Below are 24191 nucleotides of genomic sequence, written 5' to 3' on the forward strand. Positions count from 1 at the left end.
GGGGAAAACGCCTACATACGCCTCTGTCCAGGTCAAGCAAAAAACTTTCTAAAAGCTCCTGCAGGCCTTGTATCACGCGGCTCAAGGCGATTTGCACTTGCCCCCAAAGACTGTGGGCGCAGTTGTGGATAACCTGCGCGTATGTGGCTGCAGGCCTTGATCTGCATAGCTCTGCCCGGCGTGGTTAAAAAGTGATCAGGCGAGTAGGAAGATGCGCGCGTAGCGGTTGCCGCGAGGGCAGCGTAAGGGCATTCTGCTGGCAACTTTTCCCGTTGCCCGCAAGGAGACCACCATGTCCGACACGCTGTTTATTACTGGCGCCACTTCAGGTTTCGGTGAAGCCTGTGCCCGCCGTTTTGCCGAAGCTGGCTGGAAACTGGTGCTCACCGGTCGGCGTGCCGAGCGCTTGAATGCGCTGGTCGAAGAACTTTCCAAGCAAACCGAAGTGCATGGCCTGGTGGTGGACGTGCGTGATCGCAAAGGCATGGAAGACGCCATTGCCAACCTGCCGCCCTCGTTCGCCACGTTGCGCGGGCTGATCAACAACGCCGGCCTGGCCGTGGGCACCGATCCCGCGCCCAAGTGCAACCTCGACGATTGGGAAACCATGGTCGACACCAATATCAAAGGGTTGCTGACCACCACCAACCTGCTGCTGCCGCGCCTGATCGCCCATGGCCGTGGCGCCGGGATCATCAACCTGGGTTCCATCGCCGGTAACTACCCTTACCCGGGCAGCCATGTGTATGGCGGGTCCAAGGCGTTCGTGAAGCAGTTCTCGCTGAACCTGCGCTGCGATCTGCAAGGCACCGGTGTGCGTGTGACCAACATCGAGCCGGGCTTGTGCGAGAGCGAATTTTCCCTGGTGCGTTTCGGCGGCGATCAGGCGCGTTATGACGCGACCTACGCGGGCGCCGAGCCGATCCAGCCGCAGGATATTGCCGACACGATCTTCTGGGTGCTGAATACGCCGGCGCACGTAAATATCAACCGCTTGGAGCTGATGCCGGTGAGCCAGACCTGGGCTGGGTTTGCGATTGAGCGCGGGGCCAAGTAAGGCTCAACTGATTGTTCCCACGCTCCGCGTGGGAATACCGCCGGGGACGCTCTGCGTCGCGCTTTGCTGGTGACGCAGAGCGTCACACCATGCATTCCCACGCAGAGCGTGGGAACGATCAAAGGTACACTCCGCTCCTGAAAACCCTCCGCACTGTGCGGTTTAAAGGTTTTGACGGGAGGAAATGTGAGTAACCGAGGTGAGCAGGCACTGCTCAAACAATCGACCATCCTGATGTTCGCAGTTGCGATCGCCGGGATTGTCACGGGTGTGATATCCGGCGCCCAATCCATTCTGTTCGACGGCTTTTTCTCGCTGATCGCCACCGCCATCAAGGTGTTGATGCTGATCACGGCCAAGCTGATCGTCAAGAAAAGCAACGAGCGGTTCCAGTTCGGCTACTGGCACCTGGAGCCTATGGTGCTGTTGATCGAAGGCAGCTTTCTGCTGTTGATCGCCATCTATGCGTTTCTCAACGGCGTGTTCGGCATCATCAACGGCGGGCGCGAGATCGAGTTGGGCCTGGTGATCATTTATGCGGCGGTGTTTACCGTGGTGGAGTTCGCCTACTTCTTCTATGTGCGCTATCGCAATCGCACGCTGAAATCCTCGCTGATCCAGTTCGACAACATCAGTTGGCTGGTGGACGCGATGCTGTCGGTAGGCCTGTTGATCAGCTTTCTGGCGGCACTGCTGCTCAAGTCCCAGGGGTATGGCGAATGGGCGGTGTATGTCGACCCGCTGATCCTGATCCTGTTGGCCCTGAGCATGCTGGCGCCGGCCTTCAAGATCCTGCGCCCGGCGTTGCGTGAGGTGCTGGGGATTGCCCCGGATCATTTGGACGACACCGTGCGCGAAGTGATGGACGCGGCCAAGGCCAGGCATGGTTTCGATGACTACGTGTCCTATGTGCAAAAGCACGGGCGGGCGCGGTTCATCGAAATCCATGTGGTGTTGCCGGCGGATTACCCGGTGGATAACGTCGCGACCCTCGACCTGCTGCGCGAGGAGATATCCACAGGGCTAGGCACGCCGGATGCGGCGCGCTGGTTGACGATCAGTTTTACTGGGGATCGCAAGTGGATTGCGTGAAGTCAGTTAGACCGAGGTGAGGCCATCGGGGGCAAGCCCCCTCCCACATTTGAATGCATTCACAAATCAACGTGTGGGAGGGGGCTTGCCCCCGATGAGGCCCTGAAGGTCAGCCCTGGTGCTGGATCAGCCCCTGATAGCAAGTAGCCAAATGGTAAGGGGTAGTAGAAGGCATGTCCCGTCGGCTCACCGCACCCTGGGCATCCAGGCATTCATGCCAGCCCTTGTCGTGCAGGAAGTTGTTCTGCAGCGCCAGCAACTGGCGTTGCAGCACCGCTTCGCTGCCGGGCCGCAAGGTCAATGCCCGCAGGTATTCAGCCTGCGCCCAGATACGCTGTGTGCCGTCGCGCACCGTGCCATCCACAGACAGCATGCCGCTGACCGCACCGCTCAACTTATTCACACCCTTTTGCTCAGCATAGGCAAACGCTCGTGTCAGTGAGGCATGCAGCGCTGTACCGCGCAGCACCTCTGACGACTCGAGCAAAAAGAACCACTCGAACTGATGCCCTGGCTCGAACCAGTTATCCACAGCGCCCAGGGGTTTTTCCATCATCACGCCGTGCTGGCGGTCGATAAAGCGCTTTTGCAGGGCGCCGGCCAAGTCCAGCAATGCGTCACGCGTGAGGGAATCGTCACGCACCGCCAGTGTGGCGAGAAAGCCTTCGGCCAGGTGCATCAGCGGGTTCTGCAAGGGGCCCGACTTGAGGCTTGACCAGTTGCGCTCGAGCACCGCTTCGTAGAGGCCGTCGCCGCTGGCGAAGCGTTCGGCGACCACGGCAAGCGCGGCATTGAGCACCGATTCCACCAATGGTTCACGCACCTTGGCCCAGTAATGGGCGCAGGCAAAGATGATGAAGGCGTGGGTATAGAGGTCTTTGCGTTTATCCAGCGGCTGCCCGGCCGGGTCGATGCTGTAGAACCAGCCGCCGTGTTCGGCGTCGTGGAAGTGCCTTTGCAAGGAGCGGAACAGGGTGGCGGCGCGCTCCTCTGCAAAGGCTGCACCGGGTTCGCCGATCAGGCTGGCGAACAGGTACAACTGCCGGGCGCAGGCCATGGCGCGGTAGCGTTGTGGGGGTAACGGCTGGTGATCGGCGTCCAGTGCCTCGTACGGCAGCGCCAGGTCGGCATTCCAGCCCGGGCCCTGCCAGAGCGGCACGATCAGGTTGTGGAAGTGCGTGAGCACGGAGTTCAAAAGAGGTTGGGGCATCGGCTGGCGTCGTCACGGCAGGGGTGTGGCGCGCATGGTATCAGGCTGATCGTTCCCACGCTCTGCGTGGGAATGCTTTTCATGACGCTCCGCGTCATGCGTAGGAACGCGGAGCGTCCCCGGCTGCATTCCCACGCGGAGCGTGGGAATGATCTATCAGCCCGCCAGCAACCAGACCCCAGTTGCAGCGGAAGCAGCCCCGGCCACCCGCACCAACGGTGCCGCCGCCGCTGGCAGCAAACGTACCACCGCATAGCCCGCCGCGTGCAACGCCGCAGTCGCGCCGACAAACCCCGCCGCATACGCCCAGGGGCTGGACATGTCCGGCAGTTCCAAACCATGGGCCACGCCGTGAAACAGGGCAAACAACGCCGTCACACCCACCGCAACGAACAACGGCGGCCGTACCGCCAGCGCCACCGCCAGGCCCAGCGCCAGCACCGACGCAGCAATCCCGCTTTCCAGCGCCGGCAATTGCAGGCCTTCAAACCCCAGCATGCCGCCAATCAACATGGTGCCGACGAAGGCGCAAGGCAGGGCCCAGCGTGCGTTGCCTTTTTGCTGTGCCGCCCACAGCCCGACCGCAACCATGGCCAGCAAGTGATCGAGACCACCCAGGGGGTGGCTGATGCCGGCAACCAGGCCATTGTCGCCGTGACCCGGGTGAGCAAACGCGAGGGCGGGGGCCAGCAGCAATGTGGCGGCGGCGAACAGTTTCTTGAGGTTCATACACAGGCTCCGTAGGGGATCAGGCAGCGGTCAGCAGGCCTTGGCGTTCGATAAAGGCGACGATTTCATCCAGGCCGACGCCGGTTTTCTGGTTGCTGAACACAAAGGGTTTGCCATTGCGCATGCGTTGGGTGTCGCTGTTCATCAACTCCAGCGAGGCACCCACCAGCGGCGCGAGGTCGATCTTGTTGATCACCAGCAGGTCGGATTTGCAAATACCGGGCCCGCCCTTGCGCGGGAGTTTGTCGCCGGCGGACACATCGATCACATAGATGGTCAGGTCTGACAGCTCGGGGCTGAACGTCGCCGACAGGTTGTCGCCGCCGGACTCCACCAGAATCAGGTCCAGGCCGGGAAAACGCCGGTTGAGTTGGTCCACCGCCTCCAGGTTGATCGAGGCATCTTCGCGGATGGCGGTGTGCGGGCAGCCGCCGGTTTCCACGCCGATGATGCGCTCCGGCGCCAGGGCCTGGTTGCGCACCAGGAAATCGGCGTCTTCGCGGGTGTAGATGTCGTTGGTGACCACCGCCAGGTTGTAGCGGTCGCGCAGCGCCAGGCACAGGGCCAGGGTCAGGGCGGTCTTGCCGGAGCCTACCGGGCCGCCGATGCCGACGCGCAGGGGTTGTGTGTTCATGTCAGGTTCTCCAAAAACAGTCTCAGGAACGGAACAGGCGGCTGTACTGGCGTTCATGAGCCATGCACGCCAAAGACAGGCCAAAGGCGGCGCTGCCCAGATGATCGGGTTCGATGCGGTCGGCCTCCTGCTGGGCCTGTTGCAGCAGCGGCAGCAGCTCGCTGGTCAAGCGCTGCGCGGCTTGCTGGCCCAGGGGCAGGGTTTTCATCAGCACGGCCAGTTGATTTTCCAGCCAGCTCCATAGCCAGGCGGCGAGCGCGTCGTCGGCGCTGATTGCCCAGGCCCGCGCGGCCAGCGCCCAGCCGAGGGCGAGATGGGGTTCAGGGTGGTGGGCAAGAAAGTCACGGGCGGCGGCGTCCAGTTCCGGCAAACCATTGAGCAGTTGTTGCAGGGAGTAACCCATCTGCCGGCTCTCCTGATACAGCTCGCGGGTTTCGCGGCTGGCACGGTGTTCTTCACACAGCTGCGCCAGGCGTGGCCACGCCTGTTCTGTGGCCGCGCGGCAATGGGCGAGCAGCAACGGCGCTTCGAAACGCGCGAGGTTGAGCAGCAATTGATCGCTGATCCAGCGCCGCGCGCTGGCGGCATCGTTGACGCGGCCGTTGTCCACGGCCATTTCCAGGCCCTGGGAATAGCTGTAGCCACCAATCGGCAACTGCGGACTGGCCAGGCGCAACAGCGCCCAGGCTGGGTTCATAGACGCACGCCGAACTGATGCAGTTTGGGCGCGTAGTTGAAGGCTTCATCGCCATGCCGCGAATGATGATGGCCACCGCCATAGGCCCCGTGTTCAGGCTGGAAGGGCGCCTCAATGGTGTGCACGTCGGCGCCCAACTGCTCAAGCATGGCCTTGAGCACATAGTCATCGAGCAGGCGCAGCCAGCCATCGCCGACCTGCAGGGCCACATGGCGGTTGCCAAGGTGATAGGCGGCGCGGGTCAGTTCAAACGCGTTGCGACAGGTGACATGCATCAGCTGTTCAGGGCGCGCGCAGACACGTACGACGCGTCCGTCTTCAGCTTGTAGGAATTCGCCATCATGCAGCGGCGGTTGCCCACGCTCCAGAAACAGGCCGACGTCTTCACCCTCGGCACTGAAACAGCGCAGGCGGCTTTTGCTGCGGGCTTCGAAGTTCAGCAGCAGTTCGGCGGCCCAGAGGGCTTGCGGGGCGATTCGGCGGTGGATCACCAGCATCAGAAAGCTTCCGGCTATGAGCGATAAGGGAGCTAGAGCAAGGGGCTTGCCAACCCGGCAGGCGCGTAGGAATTTCCTGTCAGCAGGGCGCGAGCGCCACAAGGCAGGGCACTCGCTGAGTGCATCTGTGTTGCAATTTGGTGCGCTTAAGCGGGTTTTAGCACCTGAAAAGGGCATTTTGCGTGGTGAACGGCCGTGTGTTGCATGAAACTTCTTTCATCCAATTCTTCGTGGCGTTTTTAAGGATTTCTCCCACAAGGCTACGGGAATCGGCCTTCGTGGAGTTACACGGGGGTTGTTTAAGATTCGCGCCGTGTTTAATTCACTGCGATGTTCATCATGTTCAAGTCACTTATCTGTTCCGTCATTGTCAGCCTGTCGTGCCTTATCTCATCAGCCTCGGCCACTCTTCAACAGCCGCCCACCTTTGTTTCCAAGCCCGCATCGTCCTCGGTCGACGATGTGATCGACCGGGCCCATCAATTGCTCGGCACACCCTACAAGTGGGGCGGTACGTCTACCGAGCAAGGGTTCGATTGCAGCAGTTTCCTGGTCTATCTGTTCAAGACCGAAGCGAATATTCAGCTTCCGCGCACCACGGCTGCGATGCACCGTTCCACCGCCGCGACCATCAAGCGCACTGCGTTGAAGCCGGGCGACGCGGTCTTTTTCAAAGGCAACGGGCAGGGGCGGGTGAGTCACGTCGGGCTGTATATCGGCGAAGGCAAATTCATCCATTCACCGCGTACCGGCAAAAATGTGCGTATCGATTCGTTGAGCAATACCTATTGGAGCAAGAACTACACCACGGCCAAGCGCTTTCATACGGCCGGCTGAGGCATTACTCGGTACTGCCCAGGCCTTGCCAATGCTTGAGGCCGATAAAGATGAAGCGCAATTGCTGGGTGATCTTCGCCTGGGGCGTGAGATGGGCAGGCAACGCGTGGGCGGGTGGGTCGATGATGTCGGGCAGGGTGGCGAACACGCTTTTGACGATGAGGTCGGCCATTACGTGCAAACCTTCGGCATCCAGGTGTTGCAGCTTGGGCATCAGCGTGAGGTCGGCCGCCAGGTCGCGGGTGATGTCTTCGCGCAGGGCGCCGATGGCCTGGCGCACTGCCAGGCAACCGCCATATTGTTCGCGGGCCAGGAACAGGAACTGGGAACGGTTGGCCGAGACCACATCGAGAAAGATCCGCACAGACGCATCGATGATCCCGCCCATCACGAATTCGTTGTGGCGCACCAGGCGAATCGTGGCGCGGAAGGTCTGGCCGACTTCACTGACCAATACGAGCCCAAGCTCGTCCATGTCGGCGAAATGGCGATAGAACCCGGTAGGCACGATACCCGCTGTCTTGGCCACTTCGCGCAGGCTCAGGCTGCCAAACCCACGGCCACACTCCATCAGATGGCGGGCAGCGTCCATCAAGGCGAGGCGGGTCTGTTGCTTCTGTTCGGCGCGGGGCAGCATGAGCGGATGGGCTTTGTCGGCGAGTACAGCGACGCACTCTAGCAAAACCGCTTTGCCGGCGTCGAACTTGGCGGGGGCGAGACGTGACGCGGTCTATATAAAAGCGAAAGCCCGATCGACAGACCGGGCTTTTTTCTGGGCCACCATGGGCTTAGCTCTGTGCTTGATGCAGTTCTTCCAGACGGTCGGCACCGCCTTCGGCAAGACCTTGGGTGTAGGCGCGATCATTGGCTTGTTCAGCGCCGCCTTCTACCAGACCTTTTTCTTGCAGGCGGTCGTTGCCACCTTCGGTCAGGCCTTCGGTGTAGGCGCGTTTGTTGGCCTGTTCCGAACCGTTTTCAGCGACAGCGCCTTTAGCGTAATCACGATTTTCGTCTTCTTGCGAACCGCTGCGCGCCAGGGTCTGGCTGGACTGCACGGCTTGGGCTTTGTTCTGTGGGGTGGCCTGTTCGGCGGCTGGCAGGGCAAAGGCACTGGAAGCCAGGATGGATAACAGGACGGTAGCGAGTACTTGGCGTTTCATGAGGGTTGCTCCTTGGGAGGGCGATAAAGTGGGTACAGGGCTAATGCTACTCTTGATAAGTCGATATAAAAGTTCATAAAGACAATGGTAATAATCAACAGAATTGATTGTTCCCACGGGAGGCTCTAGAACGCGCCTCTCAAGCACGCGGTTTTGCACCGGGGTGGGTATTTTCGACACGAACCTGGGTAACAATGGTGCGTCGTTGATGATCAACCTTGTCGGATTGATCAGGAAAATCGGTTTTTTCGGCTAAATCGGCCGTTGCGTTAAACCCCCAGGCACTTTGCCAGTCGTAGTCCTATAAGCTGTGTCAAAGGCTGTTGCCCAGCCAGTCGTATTCAGGAGCCCTGTGCAATGACGCGCACTCGAAAAATTGTCGCTTGGAGCTGCGCCAGCTTCGTTCTGTTGATTGCCATCGCGGTATTGGTCCTGGTGTTCTTCGACTGGAACCGCATCAAGCCCCCCCTCAATGCCAAGGTCTCCGAAGAGTTGCACCGCCCGTTCGCCATCAATGGCAACTTGGCGGTGGTGTGGCAGCGTGAGCCCGACGAAGGCGGCTGGCGCGCATGGGTGCCGTGGCCCCATGTGATTGCCGAAGACCTGAGCCTGGGCAACCCCGACTGGTCCAAGCAGCCGCAGATGGTCACGCTGAAGAAAGTCGAGTTGCGTATTTCGCCATTGGCCTTGCTGGCACAACGTGTGGTGATCCCGCGTATCGACCTCACCGAACCGAGCGCCGACCTGCAGCGCCTGGCGGACGGCCGGGCCAACTGGACCTTCAAGTTCGACCCCAAGGACCCCGACGCCGAGCCTTCCAGCTGGGTGGTGGACATCGGCGCCATCGGCTTCGACAAGGGCCACGTCACCCTCGACGACCAGACCCTCAAGACCCGCCTCGATGTGATCATCGACCCGCTGGGCAAACCGATTCCCTTCGGTGAAATCGTCGGTGACGCCGATGCCAAAAAGGTCTTGGAGAAAGGCTCGGCGCCGCAGGACTATGCGTTCGGCCTCAAGGTCAAAGGCCAATACCATGGCCAGGCGCTCGCCGGCACCGGCAAGATCGGCGGGTTGCTCGCCTTGCAGGACGCGGCCAAGCCGTTCCCGCTGCAGGCCCAGGTCAGGATCGCCGACACCAGCATCGCCTTGGCCGGCACCCTGACCGACCCGCTCAACCTCGGCGCCCTGGACCTGCGCCTGAAGCTGTCGGGCAGCAGCCTCGGCAACCTCTACCCGTTGACTGGCGTGACATTGCCCGATTCGCCAGCGTACTCAACCGACGGTCATTTGATCGCCAAGCTGCACGAAGCCAGCGGCGCTTCATTTCGTTATGAAAACTTCAACGGCAAGATCGGCAACAGCGACATCCACGGCAACCTCGCCTACGTTGCCAGCCAGCCACGGCCCAAGCTCAGCGGCGCGCTGGTGTCCAACCAACTGCTGATGGATGACCTGGCACCCTTGATCGGCGCCGACTCCAACGCCAAGCAGAAAGCCCGTGGCGGCGAAAGCAAACAACCGGCCACCAAAGTGCTACCGGTTGAAGAGTTCCGCACCGAGCGCTGGCGCGAGATGGATGCCGACGTGGAATTCACCGGCAAACGCATTGTGCACAGCGCGGACCTGCCTTTCACCGACCTCTATACGCACCTGGTGCTCAACGATGGTGAGCTGAGCCTCGAGCCCCTGCGCTTCGGCGTGGCCGGCGGCAAGCTCGATGCGCAGATCCGCTTGAACGGGCGCACCACGCCGATGGAAGGCCGCGCGAAACTCACGGCGCGTAACTTCAAGCTCAAACAGCTGTTCCCGACCTTTGAACCGATGAAAACCAGCTTTGGTGAACTCAACGGCGACGCCGATATTGCCGGGCGCGGCAACTCCGTGGCGGCGCTGCTGGGCACGGCCAACGGTGATTTGAAGATGCTGATCAACGACGGCGCCATCAGCCGTGGCCTGATGGAAATCGCTGGCCTTAACGTGGGCAACTACGTGGTGGGGCGCCTGTTTGGCGACAAGGAAGTGAAGATCAACTGCGCGGCGGCGGACTTCGGCATCAAGACCGGTTTGGCGACAACGCGGTTGTTTGTGTTCGATACCGAGAACGCGATCATCTATGTCGATGGCACAGCGAATATGGCGACCGAGCAGTTGGACTTGACCATCACGCCGGAGTCCAAGGGCTTTCGTCTGTTCTCCCTGCGCTCGCCGTTGTATGTGAACGGGCCGTTCATCAAGCCCAATGCCGGGGTGAAAGCCATCCCCCTGGCGCTGCGCGGCGCGGGCATGGTCGCCCTGGGTGTGATCGCCGGCCCGGCTGCCGGGTTGCTCGCACTGGTCGCCCCAAGTGGCGGCGAGCCGAATGCATGCGCGCCGTTGTTGCAACAGATGCGAGAAGGCAAGGCGCCGAAAACCGTGAAGTAATAACGGACTGCACCTGAAACCAAATGTGGGAGGGGGCTTGCTCCCGATTGCGGTGTATCAGCCAATCAATCTTTGACTGAGACCCTGCCATCGGGGCAAGCCCCCTCCCACAGTGGTATTGCGGTGTTACGGGTTACAGACCCTGCAGAATATCCGCCATGTCATCGGCGTGTTCTTCTTCCTGGGCCAGGATCTCTTCGAAGATGCGACGGGTAGTCGGGTCTTTATCGCCGATGTACTGAATGATCTCGCGATAGCTGTCCACCGCGATGCGCTCGGCCACCAAGTCTTCGTAGACCATTTCCTTCAGCGAATTGCCCGCCACGTATTGGGCGTGGGAATTCTTCGACAACAGGTCGGGGTTGAACTCCGGCTCGCCGCCCAGTTGCACGATGCGTTCGGCGAGTTTGTCGGCGTGTTCGGCTTCCTGGGTAGCGTGCTCCAGGAACTCGTCGGCGGCGACGCTGGCTTTCAGGCCGCTGGCCATGAAGTAATGACGCTTGTAGCGCAACACGCAGACCAGCTCTGTGGCCAGCGCTTCGTTGAGCAGGCGGATGATTTCTTCGCGGTCGGCGTTATAGCCTTCGGTCACGGCACCGTTTTCGACGTTCTGGCGGGCGCGGCTGCGCAGGGTCGCAACGTCAGTCAAGTGTGCTTCAGTCATCTCAATCTCCTGGGGCTAATCCGGTTTTACGCCACGCTCTGCCGGCGTGATCGCTCCAGGTTGTGAGTCGCGCAAAGGGCGAAAAGTTTTATCGGATTTAACCGGATGTGTCATGAGCACTCCATGTACTGGCATCGCGGCGACTGGAATATCCATGGCCGGTGAAGTTGTAACGAGTTTTGACTACACTGCGCTGTAGGCCGCGCCCTTCGGCACGGTAACCGGGAGAAAACTCCATGAAGATGCTGCGTATTCCGTTGATCATGATGAGCCTGCTGCTATGTTCCCAAGGTTTTGCCGCCACCGCCCAGCAAAACAAAATGACCACCTGCAATGCCGAAGCCTCTACCAAGACCCTCAAGGGCGACGAGCGCAAGGCCTTCATGAAGACCTGCCTGTCGGCCCCGGCGGCCAATGACGCCAAGACCCTGACCCCACAGCAGCAGAAGATGAAGGATTGCAACGCGTCGGCGAAAACCAAGGCGTTGGCCGGGGATGCGCGTAAAACCTTCATGAGTACTTGCCTCAAGGGTTAATCACAATTGTGCAGGCGCTGCTGATCAAATGTGGGAGGGGGCTTGCCCCCGATAGCGCAATGTCAGTCAACCGATTCATAGGCTGATTCACCGCCGCCCACACTTGATCGCATTCACAACCGACCCCCTCGCTTGATTCCCGCAAGGCTGGCAGACTGCCCATCCTTTAACGCCGTTCGTTTTGAGGCTGTATGCCAACGTTTTCTCAGCGTCATGTGTTGTTGCTGTCCAGCTACATCATCATTTTCGGCGGGTTGCTGCTGGTGCTGCCGCTGAAACTGCTGCCCAGCCTGCTGGCTGGCCTGTTGGTCTATGAGCTGGTCAACATGCTTACGCCCCAGCTGCAGCGGCTGATCGAAGGGCGGCGTGCGCGCTGGCTGGCGGTAGCCTTGCTTGGCACCTTGATCGTCAGCGTGCTCACGCTGATCTTCGCCGGCGCGATCAGCTTCCTGCTGCACGAAGCGGAAAACCCCGGCGCCTCGCTGGATAAATTCATGCACGTGGTCGACCGCGCACGCGGCCAGTTACCGCCGTCCATCGATGCCTATCTGCCCGCCAGCGCCGCCGAATTCCGCGTGGCCATCGGCGACTGGCTGAGCAAACACCTGAGCGAACTGCAACTGGTCGGCAAAGACGCGGCCCACATGTTCGTCACCTTGCTGATTGGCATGGTGCTCGGCGCGATCATCGCCCTGCAGCGCGTGCCCGACCTGACCAAGCGCAAACCCCTGGCCGCCGCGTTGTTCGACCGCCTGCACCTGTTGGTCCAGGCGTTTCGCAACATCGTCTTCGCCCAGATCAAGATCGCCGCGCTCAACACCGCCTTCACCGCCGTGTTCCTCGCCGTGGTGCTGCCGCTGTGCGGCATTCACCTGCCGCTGACCAAAACCCTGATCGTGCTGACCTTCCTGCTCGGCCTGCTGCCGGTGATCGGCAACCTGATGTCCAACACCCTGATCACGATTGTCGCGTTGTCGCTGTCGATCTGGGTCGCGGTGGCGGCGCTGGGGTATCTGATCGTGATCCACAAGGTCGAGTACTTCCTCAACGCACGCATCGTCGGTGGGCAGATCAGTGCCAAGTCGTGGGAGTTGCTGCTGGCGATGTTGGTGTTCGAGGCCGCGTTCGGCTTGCCGGGTGTGGTGGCGGGGCCGATTTATTATGCGTATCTGAAGAGTGAGCTGAAGCTCGGTGGGATGGTTTAGGTTTTGTGTTGCCTGGGCGGGCCTCATCGGGGGCAAGCCCCCTCCCACATTTTGACCGTGTTCACAAATCAAAGGTGGGAGGGGGCTTGCTCCCGATGGGGGCGCCGCAGATTCAAGTTACAACTCAGTTGCCGTAACGTTTGCTGGCCTCAATCGCCAACCCACTGCCAATACTGCCAAAGATATTGCCTTCCACATGCCGCGCATTCGGCAGCATCGCCGAGATGCTGTGGCGCAGTGCCGGGATCCCGCTGGAACCACCGGTGAAGAACACCGTGTCCACCTGGGCCACATCCACCGAGGCGTCGTTGAGCAGTTGGGTCACGCTGTTACGCACGCGCTCGAGCAGGCCATCGATGGCCGATTCAAACAGGTTGCGGCTCAGTTCCACGCTCAAGCCAGGCTCAACCCTGTCCAGCAACACCAGGCGGCTGTCTTCATGGGTCAGCTGGATCTTGGTCTCTTCCACTTCCATCGCCAGCCAGTGCCCGGCACGCTGTTCGATCAGCTTGAACAGGCGGTCGATGCCGCCGGTGTCTTCGATGTCGTAGCGCATGCTGCTCAGGGCCAGCTGGGATTTCTGCGAGTACACCGAGTTGATGGTGTGCCAGGTGGCCAGGTTCATGTGGTGGCTGGTCGGCATGTAGGCGCCGCTTTTCATGCGGCTGCCGTAGCCGAACAGCGGCATCATGCCTTGCAGGCTGAGCTGCTTGTCGAAGTCGGTACCGCCGATGTGCACGCCACCGGTGGCGAGGATGTCGCTCTGGCGGTTGTCGTTGTGACGACGGTCCGGTGACAGGCGCACCAGGGAGAAGTCGGAGGTACCGCCGCCGATGTCGACGATCAGCACCAGCTCTTCTTTTTCGATGGTCGACTCGTAGTCGAACGCGGCGGCAATCGGTTCGTACTGGAACGAGATGTCCTTGAAGCCGATCTTGCGGGCCACGTCGACCAGGGTGTTTTCCGCTTCCTGGTCGGCCATCGGGTCGTCATCGACGAAAAACACCGGGCGCCCCAGCACCACTTCTTCGAACTCGCGGCCGGCGGTGGCTTCGGCGCGGCTCTTGAGCTGGCCGATGAACAGCGCCAGCAGGTCGGTGAACGGCATTGCCGTGCCCAATACGCTGGTGTCGTGCTTGATCAGCTTGGAACCCAGCAGGCTCTTGAGCGAGCGCATCAAGCGTCCTTCGTAGTTCTCCAGGTATTCATGCAGCGCCAGGCGACCGTACACCGGGCGGCGTTCCTCGAAGTTGAAGAACACCACTGACGGCAGGGTGATCTTGTCGTCCTCCAGCGCGATAAGCGTCTCCTCGCCGGGGCGGATCCAGCCGACGGTGGAGTTGGACGTGCCGAAGTCGATGCCGCAGGCACGGGCTGGGGATGGGTTTTTCATGTCGATCGGGTTCCGGTTGCAAAACGGCCGCGCAGTGTATGCCAGTCGACGCCGGATGCGTAGGCCGACCATCCGTTAAATAGCGCTTGAAAGCGCGCGATTCGCCCCCACATCTGGTGCATACGGCAAGTGCCTGTAAAACTCCGACGCACCCCAGGCCGCAAGACTCAACACGTGCAAACTAGCGCACCTTGTGTCCGGGCTGTGCGATCTCGTTTAAGGATGGTGAACCACCGATGGATTTCAAAGACTACTACAAGATTCTGGGTGTCGAGCCGAGCGCCGACGACAAGGAAATCAAAGCCGCCTATCGCAAGCTCGCGCGCAAATATCACCCGGACGTCAGCAAGGAAAAAGACGCCGAAGCCAAGTTCAAGGACGCGTCTGAAGCCTATGAAGCCCTCAAGAGCGCTGACAAGCGTGCCGAGTACGACGAGCTGCGCAAATATGGCCAGCACGGTCAGCCGTTCCAGGGGCCACCTGGCTGGCAGAGCCGTGGCGGTTTTGGCGGTGGCGCGGGCACTGAGGATTTCTCGGACTTCTTCAGCTCGATCTTCGGCTCGCGCAGTGACGGGTTCGGCGGCGGCCAGCGCCGCCCTGCCGGGCGCAAGGGCCAGGACGTGGAGATGCAGCTGTCGGTGTCCCTTGAGGAGACGCTGTCCACCGAGTCCAAGCAGATCAGCTTCCAGGTGCCTCAGTACGATGCTTCGGGCCGGCACGTGAGCAATACGGTCAAGAGCCTGAACGTGAAGATCCCGGCCGGTGTGGCCGACGGTGAACGCATCCGCCTCAAGGCCCAGGGCGCGCCCGGAATTGGCGGCGGTGCCAACGGTGATCTGTACCTGATCATCAAGTTCGCGCCGCATGCCAAGTTTGAAGTGGATGGCGAAAACCTGGTGATCAACCTGCCGCTGGCGCCGTGGGAATTGGCGCTGGGCACGGAAGTCCCGGTGCCTACGCTGACCGGCAAGATCAACCTCAAGGTGCCCGCCGGCAGCCAGAACGGCCAGCGCATGCGCGCCAAGGGCCACGGGTTGCTGAACAAGGCTGGCCAGCGTGGTTTCCTGTTCGTGCAGCTCAAGGCGGTGATGCCGCCGGCAGGCAATGACGAGGTGAGAGCGTTGTGGCAGGAGCTGGCCAAGAAAGCCAACTTCAATCCGCGCGAGCAGTTCTAAGGCACTGTACCCGTGGCGAGGGAGCGTGCTCCCGCTGGAGTGCGAAGCGCTCCCAGGATTTTGGGGCCGCTCCGCGACCCAGCGGGAGCAAGCTCCCTCGCCACAGGGCTGAGTCAGAACAGGAAATACCGCTGCGCCATCGGCAGTACTTCAGCCGGTTCACACCACAGCAATACACCATCGGCCTTGACCTGATACGTCTGCGGGTCCACCTCGATATCCGGCAGGTAATCGTTATGGATCAGGTCGCTCTTCTGCACCTCGCGACAGCCCTTGACCACCGCAATCTGCTTTTTCAAACCCAGGGCCTCGGGCAGGCCGGCCGCCTGTGCCGCCTGGCTGATAAAGGTCAGGCTGGTGGCATGCAGTGAGCTGCCGAAGCTGGCGAACATCGGCCGGTAGTGCACCGGCTGCGGTGTGGGAATCGAAGCGTTGGCATCGCCCATCAGGCTGGAGGCAATCGCGCCGCCCTTGAGGATCAGCGTGGGCTTGATCCCGAAGAACGCCGGGCGCCACAGCACCAGATCGGCCCATTTGCCCACTTCGATGGAGCCGACGATATGGCTGATGCCATGGGTGATCGCCGGGTTGATGGTGTACTTGGCGATATAGCGCTTGGCGCGAAAGTTGTCGTTGCCCGGGCCGTCACCGGGCAGGGCGCCGCGCTGTTTTTTCATCTTGTCGGCGGTCTGCCAGGTGCGGGTGATCACTTCGCCGACGCGGCCCATGGCCTGGCTGTCGGAACTGATCATCGAAAACGCGCCGAGGTCGTGCAGGATATCTTCGGCGGCAATGGTCTCGCGGCGGATGCGGCTTTCGGCGAAGGCCACGTCTTCGGCGATGCTCGGGTCCAGGTGATGGCAGACCATCAACATGTCCAGGTGTTCGTCGATGGTGTTGCGGGTGAACGGCCGCGTCGGGTTGGTGGAGCTGGGCAGCACGTTCGGCAAGCCGCAGGCCTTGATGATGTCCGGTGCATGCCCGCCACCGGCCCCTTCGGTGTGGTAGGTGTGAATGGTGCGGCCCTTGAGCGCGGCGAGGGTGGTTTCGACGAAGCCGGATTCGTTGAGGGTGTCGCTGTGGATTGCCACCTGCACGTCGTATTCATCGGCGACGCTCAGGCAGTTATCGATGCTGGCGGGCGTGGTGCCCCAGTCTTCGTGCAGCTTCAAGCCAATGGCGCCGGCCTTGACCTGTTCGATCAACGGCTCGGGCAGGCTTGCGTTGCCCTTGCCGGTAAAACCGATGTTCATCGGGAACGAATCACTGGCCTGCAGCATGCGCGCCAGGTGCCAAGGCCCTGAGGTGCAGGTGGTCGCGTTGGTGCCGGTGGCAGGTCCCGTGCCGCCGCCGATCATGGTGGTGACGCCACTGGTCAGCGCCTCTTCGATCTGCTGCGGGCAGATGAAATGCACATGGGAGTCGATACCGCCGGCGGTGAGGATCATGCCTTCGCCGGCGATCACTTCGGTGCTGGCGCCGATGGCCATGGTCACGCCGGGCTGGATGTCGGGATTGCCGGCTTTGCCAATGGCGTGGATGCGGCCGTTCTTGAGACCCACGTCGGCCTTGACGATGCCCCAGTGGTCGATGATCAGCGCGTTGGTGATCAGGGTGTCGACCACTTCATGGGCGAGCAACTGGCTTTGGCCCTGACCGTCACGGATCACCTTGCCACCGCCGAATTTCACTTCTTCGCCATACACGGTGAAGTCCTGCTCGACTTCGACGAACAGCTCGGTGTCGGCCAGGCGGACCTTGTCGCCAACGGTGGGGCCGTACATGTCGGCGTAGGCTTGTTTGGAAATCTTCATCTGTGTCCTCGATCGTTCCCACGCTCTGCGTGGGAATGCATCCTGTGACGCTCTGCGTCACGATGTTAAGAGCGGACGCGGAGCGTCCATGGCGGCGTTTCCACGCGGAGCGTGGGAACGATCAGTCGAGGTCGCCCATGATCCGACCGGCAAACCCAAACACCCGGCGCCCACCGCTCAAGTCCACCAGCTCGACCTCCCGACTCTGCCCCGGCTCAAACCGCACCGCCGTGCCCGCCGGAATATTCAGGCGCATGCCACGGCTCGCGGCGCGGTCGAAGGTCAGCGCATCATTGGTCTCGAAAAAATGATAATGCGAGCCCACCTGAATCGGCCGGTCGCCACTGTTGGCCACGCTCAGGCTGATGGTGCGCCGGCCCACGTTCAGTTCGATCTCGCCAGGCTGGATCTGGAATTCGCCAGGAATCATGCAGGTTGCCCCAGGGTCTTGAAGTAGATGGCGGTCGGGCTGTAGCGCCCGTCCGGGCTTTGGCAGTAGTCGGGCAATTCGCCGACCTTGGTGTAGCGCAACGACTGGTAGAAGGCCTCGGCGTCGGAGCCGGCTTCGGTGTCGAGGTAGAGCAAGCCGCGCTTGTGCTGGCGTGCGGCGAGTTCCAGGGCATTCATCAATTGCTGCCCCAGGCCGTGGCGCCGCGCACGGCTGTGCACCAGCAGCTTTTGCACCTCGGCACGGTTCAGGCCGTTGGCTTTCTGGCACAGCGCCAACTGCACGCTGGCGACCACCTGTTCATCGCGCACCACCACCCACAGCAACAGGCTGGCGTCTTCGATGCCGGCTTGCACACCGGTCAGGTAGGCGCGGGCCTGGGTCTCATCGAAGTCGGCCATGAAGCCCACCGAGGCGCCATGTCGGACCGCGTCCAGCAACAGCTCGATCAAGCCGAGGCGGTAATGGGCAAAGCTTTCAGCATTGACTCGACGCAGTTGCGCAGCGCTCATCGATCTCACTCCTTGGGCGGTTCGGCGCCCGGGTTCAAGGCCAGTTGCATAAAGGTCAGGTCGAGCCAGCGGCCGAACTTGATACCCACTTGCGGCATCTGCCCGGTGGTGATGAAACCCAGGCGTTCATGCAGGTGGATCGAGGCCAGATTGCCGCTTTCGATGGCCGCCACCATTACCTGTTTGCCGCCGCTGCGCGCGCGTTCGATCAGGGCCTGCAGCAAGCGCGGGCCGAGGCCCTTGCCGCGCTGGTCGTTGCGCACGTACACCGAGTGCTCGACGCTGTAGCGAAAGCCTTCGAAGGGCCGCCAGTCGCCGAACGAGGCGTAGCCGGTGACTTCGGCGTTTTCCATCGCCACCAGGATCGGATAGCCCTGGGCCTGGCGGGCGCTGAACCACGCTTGGCGGTTAGCCAGGTCGACCGGCCGTTCGTTCCAGATCGCCGTGGTGTTCAACACCGCGTCGTTGTAGATATCGCGGATTGCCGGCAGGTCTTGCTCGGTTGCATCACGAATCATTGCCGCGCCTCACGCAATGGGTTGATGGACAGTGACCAGCTTGGTGCCGTCCGGGAAGGTGGCTTCCACCTGGATGTCCGGGATCATTTCCGGAATGCCTTCCATCACTTGCTCACGGCTGAGCAGGGTCGTGCCGTAGTGCATCAGGTCGGCCACAGTGCGGCCATCGCGGGCGCCTTCCATCAGCGCGGCGGAAATATAGGCGATGGTTTCCGGGTAGTTGAGCTTCACCCCACGCGCCAGGCGGCGTTCGGCTACCAGGCCGGCGGTGAAGATCAACAGTTTGTCTTTTTCCCGTGGGGTCAAATCCATGGTTGAGTCCGTCGTGAAATACATTCATAAATACAATGCAGATCAAGTGTGGGAGGGGGCTTGCTCCCGATAGCTGAGTGTCAGGCAATGCATCTGCTACTGACCCACCGCTATCGGGAGCAAGCCCCCTCCCACATTTTGATCTTCATGTGCTCCAGATTCTTGGTGCGACTGCTTCGCGGCCGAGTACAGCGGGGCGCAACAGTTTCCATAATTCAATCAACCATCCCCGCGCCAGCAGCGCTTCGCTGGCCAGGCAGCGCGCAACCAGCAAACCGGGCAGTTGGGTCAAATCGCCGCGCACCGCGTGGGGCAGTGAGCGGCAGTGTTCGAGCAATTGAGCATCGATTTCACCGGTCACCAGCAACGTGGCAAACACCGGTTGCCCATCCAGCCCGATAGGCGAGTCCAGCAGCCCGTCGGCGCCCACAATGCGCTGGCGCTCATGCCAGAGCAACTGGCCGTCGCGGCGGATATCAAGGTGCGATTGAAAGTGGCCGAGGTCGAACCGCTCGCCGCTGGCCGGTCGCCCGAGGGCGACCACGTCCCAGTAGAACAAGCGCGCATCGCCGTGCAGTTCGATGCGCGTGCTCAGTTCGGCCTGGGCGGCGCTGAATACGATGGTTTCCTGGGGCAGCCATTCCAGGGTCGCGCCGGCCTCCACGCGCAAATTCAACTGCTGAAACGCCGGGCCGCTGGCGCGGTACCACTTGGCCGCGCCGGGGCTGGTCAATTGCGCCCAGGCGCCTTGGGCAACCTGCGCGCTGATATCAAGGCGATCACCGCCGGCAATGCCGCCCGGCGGGTGCACGATGATGTGCTGGCACACCTCGGGGCCTTCGGCGTACAGGTGTTTTTGCACGCGCAGCGGGCCGAGGTGGCGGCGCAGCACCGGGCGTGTGGTGTCGCCGAAACGCGCATAGCCGAGTTCCAGCTCGGCGCGCCAGCTGGGGGTGAACAGGGCAGGGGTAACGGGCAGGTTCATGGTTTTGTGCTTATCGTCAGGACGCTACAGATTAGATGGTTACCAGCCCGCGTACACCTTCGCTTTGCATATTTTCACCCCGGCCCTGCTGCACGATTTCGCCGCGGGACATCACCAGGTACTGGTCGGCCAGTTCAGCGGCAAAGTCGTAGAACTGCTCCACCAAGAGAATCGCCATGTCACCGCGTGCCGCGAGTTTCTTGATCACCGCGCCGATTTCCTTGATCACCGAGGGCTGAATGCCTTCGGTGGGCTCATCGAGAATCAACAACCGCGGGCGACTCGCCAAGGCGCGGCCGATGGCCAACTGTTGCTGCTGGCCGCCGGACAAATCCCCTCCGCGCCGGTGCTTCATCTGCAGCAACACCGGGAACAGCTCGTAGATAAAGGCCGGCACTTCCTTGGCTTGGGCACCGGGGAAGCGCGAAAGGCCCATCAGCAGGTTTTCTTCCACCGTGAGCCGGCCGAAAATTTCTCGGCCCTGGGGCACGTAGGCAATGCCAGCGTGTACGCGCTGATGCGGCTTGAAGCCGGTGATCGGCTTGCCCTCCCACGTCACCGCGCCTTCCTTGGCCGGCAGCAGGCCCATCAGGCACTTGAGCAGGGTGGTCTTGCCCACGCCATTACGCCCGAGCAGGCAGGTGACTTCGCCGATCTGCACGTCAAACGACAGGCCGCGCAGGATATGGCTACCGCCGTAGTACTGGTGCAGCTTGTCGACTTGCAGCATTCTCAAACCTCCTAATGAAACGACGCGGAGCGTCCAGGGCGGCATTCCCACGCGGAGCGTGGGAACGATCAACCACCTTAGCGACCGAGGTAGACCTCGATCACCCGCTCATTTTCCTGCACCTGTTCCAGCGACCCTTCCGCCAGCACGCTGCCCTGGTGCAACACGGTGACGTGGTCGGCAATCGAGCCGACAAAGCCCATGTCGTGCTCCACCACCATCAACGAATGCTTGCCCGCCAGGCCCTTGAACAGTTCGGCGGTGAATTCGGTTTCGGCATCGGTCATGCCCGCCACCGGTTCGTCCAGCAGCAACAGTTGCGGGTCCTGCATCAGCAGCATGCCGATTTCCAGGAACTGCTTCTGCCCGTGGGACAGCAACCCGGCCGGGCGCTGTGCCGAGGCCGTGAGGCGGATGGTGTCGAGCACCTCATCGATGCGGTCTTTTTGCTCGCCGCTCAAGCGCGCGCGCAGGCTGGCCCAGACGGACTTGTCGGTCTTCTGCGCCAGCTCGAGGTTTTCGAACACCGTGAGGGCTTCGAACACCGTGGGTTTCTGGAACTTGCGGCCGATACCCGCCTGGGCGATCTGCACTTCGCTCATGCCGGTCAGGTCCAGGGTTTCGCCGAACCAGGCCTTGCCGTGGCTGGGCCGGGTCTTGCCGGTGATCACATCCATCAGCGTGGTCTTGCCTGCGCCGTTGGGGCCGATGATGCAGCGCAGCTCGCCGACGCCGATGTAGAGGTTGAGGTCGTTCAAGGCCTTGAAGCCATCGAAGCTGACGCTGATGTCTTCCAGGGTCAGGATGGTGCCGTGGCGGGTGTTCAGGCCCTTGCCCGCAGCCTGGCCGATACCGATGGCCTCGCGGCCGCTGCCCGCGTCGAAAATAGGTTCAAGCATGACGTTCCTCATTTCTTCAGCAGGCCGATAACGCCCTTGGGCAGGTACAGGGTGACGAGAATGAACAACGCCCCGAGGAAGAACAGCCAGTATTCCGGAAAGGCCACGGTGAACCAGCTCTTCATGCCATTGACCACGCCGGCGCCGAGCAACGGGCCGATCAAGGTGCCACGCCCGCCGAGCGCCACCCACACGGCGGCTTCGATGGAGTTGGTCGGCGACATTTCGCTGGGGTTGATGATGCCCACTTGCGGCACATACAACGCCCCCGCCAAGCCGCACAACACTGCGCTCAATACCCACACGAACAGCTTGAAGCCGCGCGGGTCATAGCCGCAGAACATCAGACGGTTTTCCGCATCACGCAAGGCGGTGAGCACCCGGCCGAACTTGCTCTGGGCCAGGCGCCAACCGAGGTACAGGCTCGTCACCAGCAGCAGCACCGTGGCCACGAACAACACCGCCCGCGTGCCCGGCTCGGTGATGCCGAAGCCCAAGATGCTGCGGAAATTGGTAAAGCCGTTGTTGCCGCCGAACCCGGTCTCGTTGCGAAAGAACAGCAGCATCCCGGCAAAGGTCAGGGCCTGGGTCATGATCGAGAAATACACGCCCTTGATCCGCGAGCGGAAGGCGAAGAAGCCGAACACCAGGGCCAGCAACCCCGGCGCCAGCACCACCAGGCACAGCGCCCACCAGAAGTGTTGGGTGCCCGCCCAGTACCAGGGCAATTCAGTCCACGACAAGAAGGTCATGAACGCTGGCAACGCATCGCCGGACGCCTGGCGCATCAGGTACATGCCCATCGCATAACCACCCAGGGCGAAGAACAAACCGTGGCCCAGGGACAACATCCCGGCGTAGCCCCACACCAGGTCGAGCGCCAGGGCGACGATGGCATAGCAGAGGATCTTGCCCACCAGCGTCAAGGTGTAGGCGGAGATATGAAAGGCGTTTTCCGCCGGCAACAGCGACAGCAACGGCAGGGTCAGCAGCACCGCGAGCAGGATCGCGCCGACGGTAATCGTCACCCTGGGGCCGGCTTTCTGTGCGGCCGTAAGCATCAATGGCTGGTTCATCAGTCGATCACCCGTCCTTTCAGTGCGAAGAGTCCTTGCGGGCGTTTCTGGATAAACAGAATGATCAGCGCGAGGATCAGGATCTTGCCGAGCACGGCGCCGATCTGCGGTTCAAGAATCTTGTTGGCGATGCCCAGGCCGAAGGCCGCCGTGACGCTGCCGGCAAGCTGGCCCACACCGCCAAGCACCACCACCAGGAACGAGTCGATGATGTAGCTCTGGCCCAGGTCCGGGCCGACGTTGCCGACCTGGCTCAGGGCGACGCCGCCCAGCCCGGCGATGCCGGACCCCAAGCCAAAGGCGAGCATGTCTACCCGCCCGGTCGGCACACCGCAGCAGGCGGCCATGTTGCGGTTCTGGGTGACGGCGCGCACGTTGAGACCCAGGCGCGTCTTGTTCAGCAACAGCCAGGTCAGCACCACCACGAACAGCGCAAAGGCAATGATCACCAAGCGGTTGTACGGCAGCACCAGGTTGGGCAGTACCTGAACGCCCCCGGAGAGCCAGGCGGGGTTGGACACTTCGACGTTCTGTGCGCCGAACACCAACCGCACCAGTTGGATCAGCATCAGGCTGATGCCCCAGGTGGCGAGCAGGGTTTCCAGCGGGCGGCCATACAGGTGACGAATCACCGTACGCTCCAGGGCCATGCCGATGGCGGCAGTGACAAAAAACGCCACCGGCAGCGCGATCAGCGGGTAGAACTCGATGGCCTGGGGCACGTAGCGCTGCATCAGCAACTGCACGACATAGGTGGAATAGGCGCCGAGCATCAGCATTTCGCCGTGGGCCATATTGATCACGCCGAGCAGGCCGAAGGTGATCGCCAGGCCCAGGGCCGCGAGCAGCAGAATCGAGCCCAGCGACATGCCGCTGAAGGCTTGGCCGAGGATCTCCCCGACCATCAATTTGCGTTTGACCTGGGCCAGGCTGGTTTCGGCGGCGGTGTGCACGGTGGCATCGGTTTCGACGCCGGGCGCGAGCAAGGCTTCGAGGCGAGTGCGGGCCAGCGGATCGCCCGTGCTGCCGAGCAAGCGCACGGCGGCCAGACGCACCACCGGGTCGCTGTCGACCAATTGCAGGTTGGCCAGGGCCAGGCTGAGGGCGCTGTGCACTTGCTCATCGGGCTCGGCGGCGAGCTGTTGGTCGAGGAATTTCAGTTGGGCCGGCACGGCAGCTTTTTGCAGGGTTTGCGCGGCAGCGAGGCGCACCTTGGGGTCAGCCGCGAGCAATTGCTGGCTGGCCTGTACGTTATCGATCAGGCCGCGCAGGCGGTTGTTCAGGCGTACGGTCTTAGTTTCACCGTTGACGGTGAGTTGGCCTTGTTGCAGGGCGTCCACCAGTTCGATGCGCGCCGGGTCTGGCTGGGCGGCCCAGTCCTGAAGGAGCTTGGCTTGCTGCGCCGGGTTGGCGTTGATGAAGTCTTCGGCGTCGCTGGCGTGTGCGGCCAAAGGCAGCAACAGCAGCAGTGCGAATAAATAGCGGTGCAGGGCAGTAGGCATAACAAAATGTCCTGATCATGCGCGGACAGTGTGGGAGGGGGCTTGCCCCCGATTGCAGGGTGTCAATTGATGAATATAGGCCTGA

General features: G+C 61.7%; 26 protein-coding genes. 7 read left to right on the plus strand and 19 right to left on the minus strand.

The features are described 5' to 3' along the window. Positions 1 to 292 precede the first annotated feature (292 nt). Both C4J86_RS02890 and C4J86_RS02895 read left to right on the plus strand, forming a co-directional pair. A complete protein-coding gene (locus C4J86_RS02890; RefSeq protein ID WP_124361050.1) occupies positions 293 to 1057 on the plus strand; it encodes an SDR family oxidoreductase in 765 nt (254 codons plus the stop codon). Positions 1058 to 1243: 186 nt separating this feature from the next. Further along, positions 1244 to 2149, plus strand: coding sequence for a cation diffusion facilitator family transporter (locus C4J86_RS02895; RefSeq protein ID WP_124369406.1), 906 nt, complete (start codon positions 1244 to 1246; stop codon positions 2147 to 2149). A gap of 109 nt (positions 2150 to 2258) precedes the next feature. Here the strand turns inward: C4J86_RS02895 and C4J86_RS02900 are convergent, their stop codons facing one another. The 5 genes from C4J86_RS02900 to ureE form a co-directional block, all read right to left on the minus strand. After that, complete coding sequence (locus tag C4J86_RS02900) at positions 2259 to 3359, minus strand: AGE family epimerase/isomerase (protein WP_124369407.1); 1101 nt, start codon at positions 3357 to 3359, stop codon at positions 2259 to 2261. Positions 3360 to 3515: 156 nt separating this feature from the next. Beyond that, the gene (locus C4J86_RS02905) at positions 3516 to 4088 is read right to left on the minus strand and encodes a HupE/UreJ family protein (RefSeq protein ID WP_124369408.1); all 573 of its coding nucleotides are present in this window, start codon (positions 4086 to 4088) and stop codon (positions 3516 to 3518) included. 19 nt (positions 4089 to 4107) lie between these two features. Then, complete coding sequence (gene ureG, locus C4J86_RS02910) at positions 4108 to 4722, minus strand: urease accessory protein UreG (protein WP_017849719.1); 615 nt, start codon at positions 4720 to 4722, stop codon at positions 4108 to 4110. Between the two features lie 22 nt (positions 4723 to 4744). After that, positions 4745 to 5419, minus strand: coding sequence for an urease accessory protein UreF (locus C4J86_RS02915; RefSeq protein ID WP_124369409.1), 675 nt, complete (start codon positions 5417 to 5419; stop codon positions 4745 to 4747). Next, positions 5416 to 5916, minus strand: a complete 501-nt coding sequence (ureE, locus tag C4J86_RS02920) for an urease accessory protein UreE (protein ID WP_124369410.1) — start codon at positions 5914 to 5916, stop codon at positions 5416 to 5418. The genes C4J86_RS02915 and ureE overlap by 4 nt, the downstream gene beginning before the upstream one ends. A 339-nt stretch (positions 5917 to 6255) precedes the next feature. On the opposite strand from ureE, the gene C4J86_RS02925 reads away from it, so the two are divergent. Continuing rightward, positions 6256 to 6753: a C40 family peptidase gene (locus tag C4J86_RS02925; protein WP_124361056.1), complete on the plus strand. Its 498-nt coding sequence runs from the start codon at positions 6256 to 6258 to the stop codon at positions 6751 to 6753. A gap of 4 nt (positions 6754 to 6757) precedes the next feature. On the opposite strand, the gene C4J86_RS02930 is transcribed toward C4J86_RS02925, so the two are convergent. Continuing rightward, positions 6758 to 7390, minus strand: coding sequence for a TetR family transcriptional regulator (locus C4J86_RS02930; RefSeq protein ID WP_057702615.1), 633 nt, complete (start codon positions 7388 to 7390; stop codon positions 6758 to 6760). A gap of 151 nt (positions 7391 to 7541) precedes the next feature. After that, complete coding sequence (locus C4J86_RS02935) at positions 7542 to 7913, minus strand: hypothetical protein (protein WP_124361058.1); 372 nt, start codon at positions 7911 to 7913, stop codon at positions 7542 to 7544. A gap of 357 nt (positions 7914 to 8270) precedes the next feature. Here C4J86_RS02935 and C4J86_RS02940 point away from each other — a divergent pair, with 357 nt between their 5' ends. After that, on the plus strand, positions 8271 to 10337 hold the full coding sequence (locus C4J86_RS02940; RefSeq protein ID WP_124369411.1) for an AsmA family protein: 2067 nt from the start codon (positions 8271 to 8273) through the stop codon (positions 10335 to 10337). A 133-nt stretch (positions 10338 to 10470) separates the two neighbouring features. Here the strand turns inward: C4J86_RS02940 and C4J86_RS02945 are convergent, their stop codons facing one another. Beyond that, entirely contained in the window at positions 10471 to 11001 is a 531-nt protein-coding gene (locus C4J86_RS02945) for a bacterioferritin (RefSeq protein WP_124365656.1), read from the minus strand. A 236-nt stretch (positions 11002 to 11237) separates the two neighbouring features. On the opposite strand from C4J86_RS02945, the gene C4J86_RS02950 reads away from it, so the two are divergent. Beyond that, on the plus strand, positions 11238 to 11537 hold the full coding sequence (locus C4J86_RS02950; RefSeq protein WP_124369412.1) for a PsiF family protein: 300 nt from the start codon (positions 11238 to 11240) through the stop codon (positions 11535 to 11537). 191 nt (positions 11538 to 11728) lie between these two features. After that, positions 11729 to 12742: an AI-2E family transporter gene (locus C4J86_RS02955; RefSeq protein WP_124361062.1), complete on the plus strand. Its 1014-nt coding sequence runs from the start codon at positions 11729 to 11731 to the stop codon at positions 12740 to 12742. Positions 12743 to 12866: 124 nt separating this feature from the next. On the opposite strand, the gene C4J86_RS02960 is transcribed toward C4J86_RS02955, so the two are convergent. Then, positions 12867 to 14135 (minus strand): Hsp70 family protein, encoded by a 1269-nt coding sequence (locus C4J86_RS02960; protein ID WP_124365657.1) that lies wholly within the window; start codon positions 14133 to 14135, stop codon positions 12867 to 12869. Between the two features lie 236 nt (positions 14136 to 14371). Here C4J86_RS02960 and C4J86_RS02965 point away from each other — a divergent pair, with 236 nt between their 5' ends. Continuing rightward, positions 14372 to 15310, plus strand: a complete 939-nt coding sequence (locus tag C4J86_RS02965) for a DnaJ C-terminal domain-containing protein (RefSeq protein ID WP_124369413.1) — start codon at positions 14372 to 14374, stop codon at positions 15308 to 15310. Positions 15311 to 15423: 113 nt separating this feature from the next. On the opposite strand, the gene ureC is transcribed toward C4J86_RS02965, so the two are convergent. The 10 genes from ureC to urtB all read right to left on the minus strand — a co-directional run bounded on the left by ureC (position 15424) and on the right by urtB (position 24106). Then, positions 15424 to 17124, minus strand: coding sequence for an urease subunit alpha (gene ureC, locus C4J86_RS02970; protein WP_124369414.1), 1701 nt, complete (start codon positions 17122 to 17124; stop codon positions 15424 to 15426). Between the two features lie 121 nt (positions 17125 to 17245). Next, complete coding sequence (locus C4J86_RS02975; protein WP_124361066.1) at positions 17246 to 17554, minus strand: urease subunit beta; 309 nt, start codon at positions 17552 to 17554, stop codon at positions 17246 to 17248. Then, positions 17551 to 18084, minus strand: a complete 534-nt coding sequence (locus C4J86_RS02980) for a GNAT family N-acetyltransferase (protein WP_124369415.1) — start codon at positions 18082 to 18084, stop codon at positions 17551 to 17553. Before C4J86_RS02980 ends, C4J86_RS02975 begins: the two co-directional genes overlap by 4 nt. A 5-nt stretch (positions 18085 to 18089) precedes the next feature. Further along, on the minus strand, positions 18090 to 18602 hold the full coding sequence (locus tag C4J86_RS02985) for a GNAT family N-acetyltransferase (protein ID WP_124369416.1): 513 nt from the start codon (positions 18600 to 18602) through the stop codon (positions 18090 to 18092). A 9-nt stretch (positions 18603 to 18611) separates the two neighbouring features. Further along, positions 18612 to 18914, minus strand: coding sequence for an urease subunit gamma (gene ureA / locus C4J86_RS02990; protein WP_003171437.1), 303 nt, complete (start codon positions 18912 to 18914; stop codon positions 18612 to 18614). A 145-nt stretch (positions 18915 to 19059) separates the two neighbouring features. Beyond that, positions 19060 to 19899, minus strand: a complete 840-nt coding sequence (locus C4J86_RS02995) for an urease accessory protein UreD (RefSeq protein WP_124369417.1) — start codon at positions 19897 to 19899, stop codon at positions 19060 to 19062. Positions 19900 to 19930: 31 nt separating this feature from the next. Further along, positions 19931 to 20629, minus strand: a complete 699-nt coding sequence (gene urtE / locus C4J86_RS03000) for an urea ABC transporter ATP-binding subunit UrtE (RefSeq protein ID WP_124361070.1) — start codon at positions 20627 to 20629, stop codon at positions 19931 to 19933. Positions 20630 to 20706: 77 nt separating this feature from the next. Continuing rightward, positions 20707 to 21540, minus strand: a complete 834-nt coding sequence (gene urtD, locus C4J86_RS03005; RefSeq protein WP_164484508.1) for an urea ABC transporter ATP-binding protein UrtD — start codon at positions 21538 to 21540, stop codon at positions 20707 to 20709. Continuing rightward, on the minus strand, positions 21537 to 22604 hold the full coding sequence (urtC, locus tag C4J86_RS03010) for an urea ABC transporter permease subunit UrtC (protein ID WP_124369418.1): 1068 nt from the start codon (positions 22602 to 22604) through the stop codon (positions 21537 to 21539). Before urtC ends, urtD begins: the two co-directional genes overlap by 4 nt. Beyond that, positions 22604 to 24106, minus strand: a complete 1503-nt coding sequence (urtB, locus tag C4J86_RS03015; protein WP_124369419.1) for an urea ABC transporter permease subunit UrtB — start codon at positions 24104 to 24106, stop codon at positions 22604 to 22606. The genes urtC and urtB overlap by 1 nt, the downstream gene beginning before the upstream one ends. Between the last annotated feature and the right edge of the window lie 85 nt (positions 24107 to 24191).

Origin of the sequence: Pseudomonas sp. R2-7-07 (assembly GCF_003852355.1) — a bacterium.
Classification (GTDB): Bacteria; Pseudomonadota; Gammaproteobacteria; order Pseudomonadales; family Pseudomonadaceae; genus Aquipseudomonas.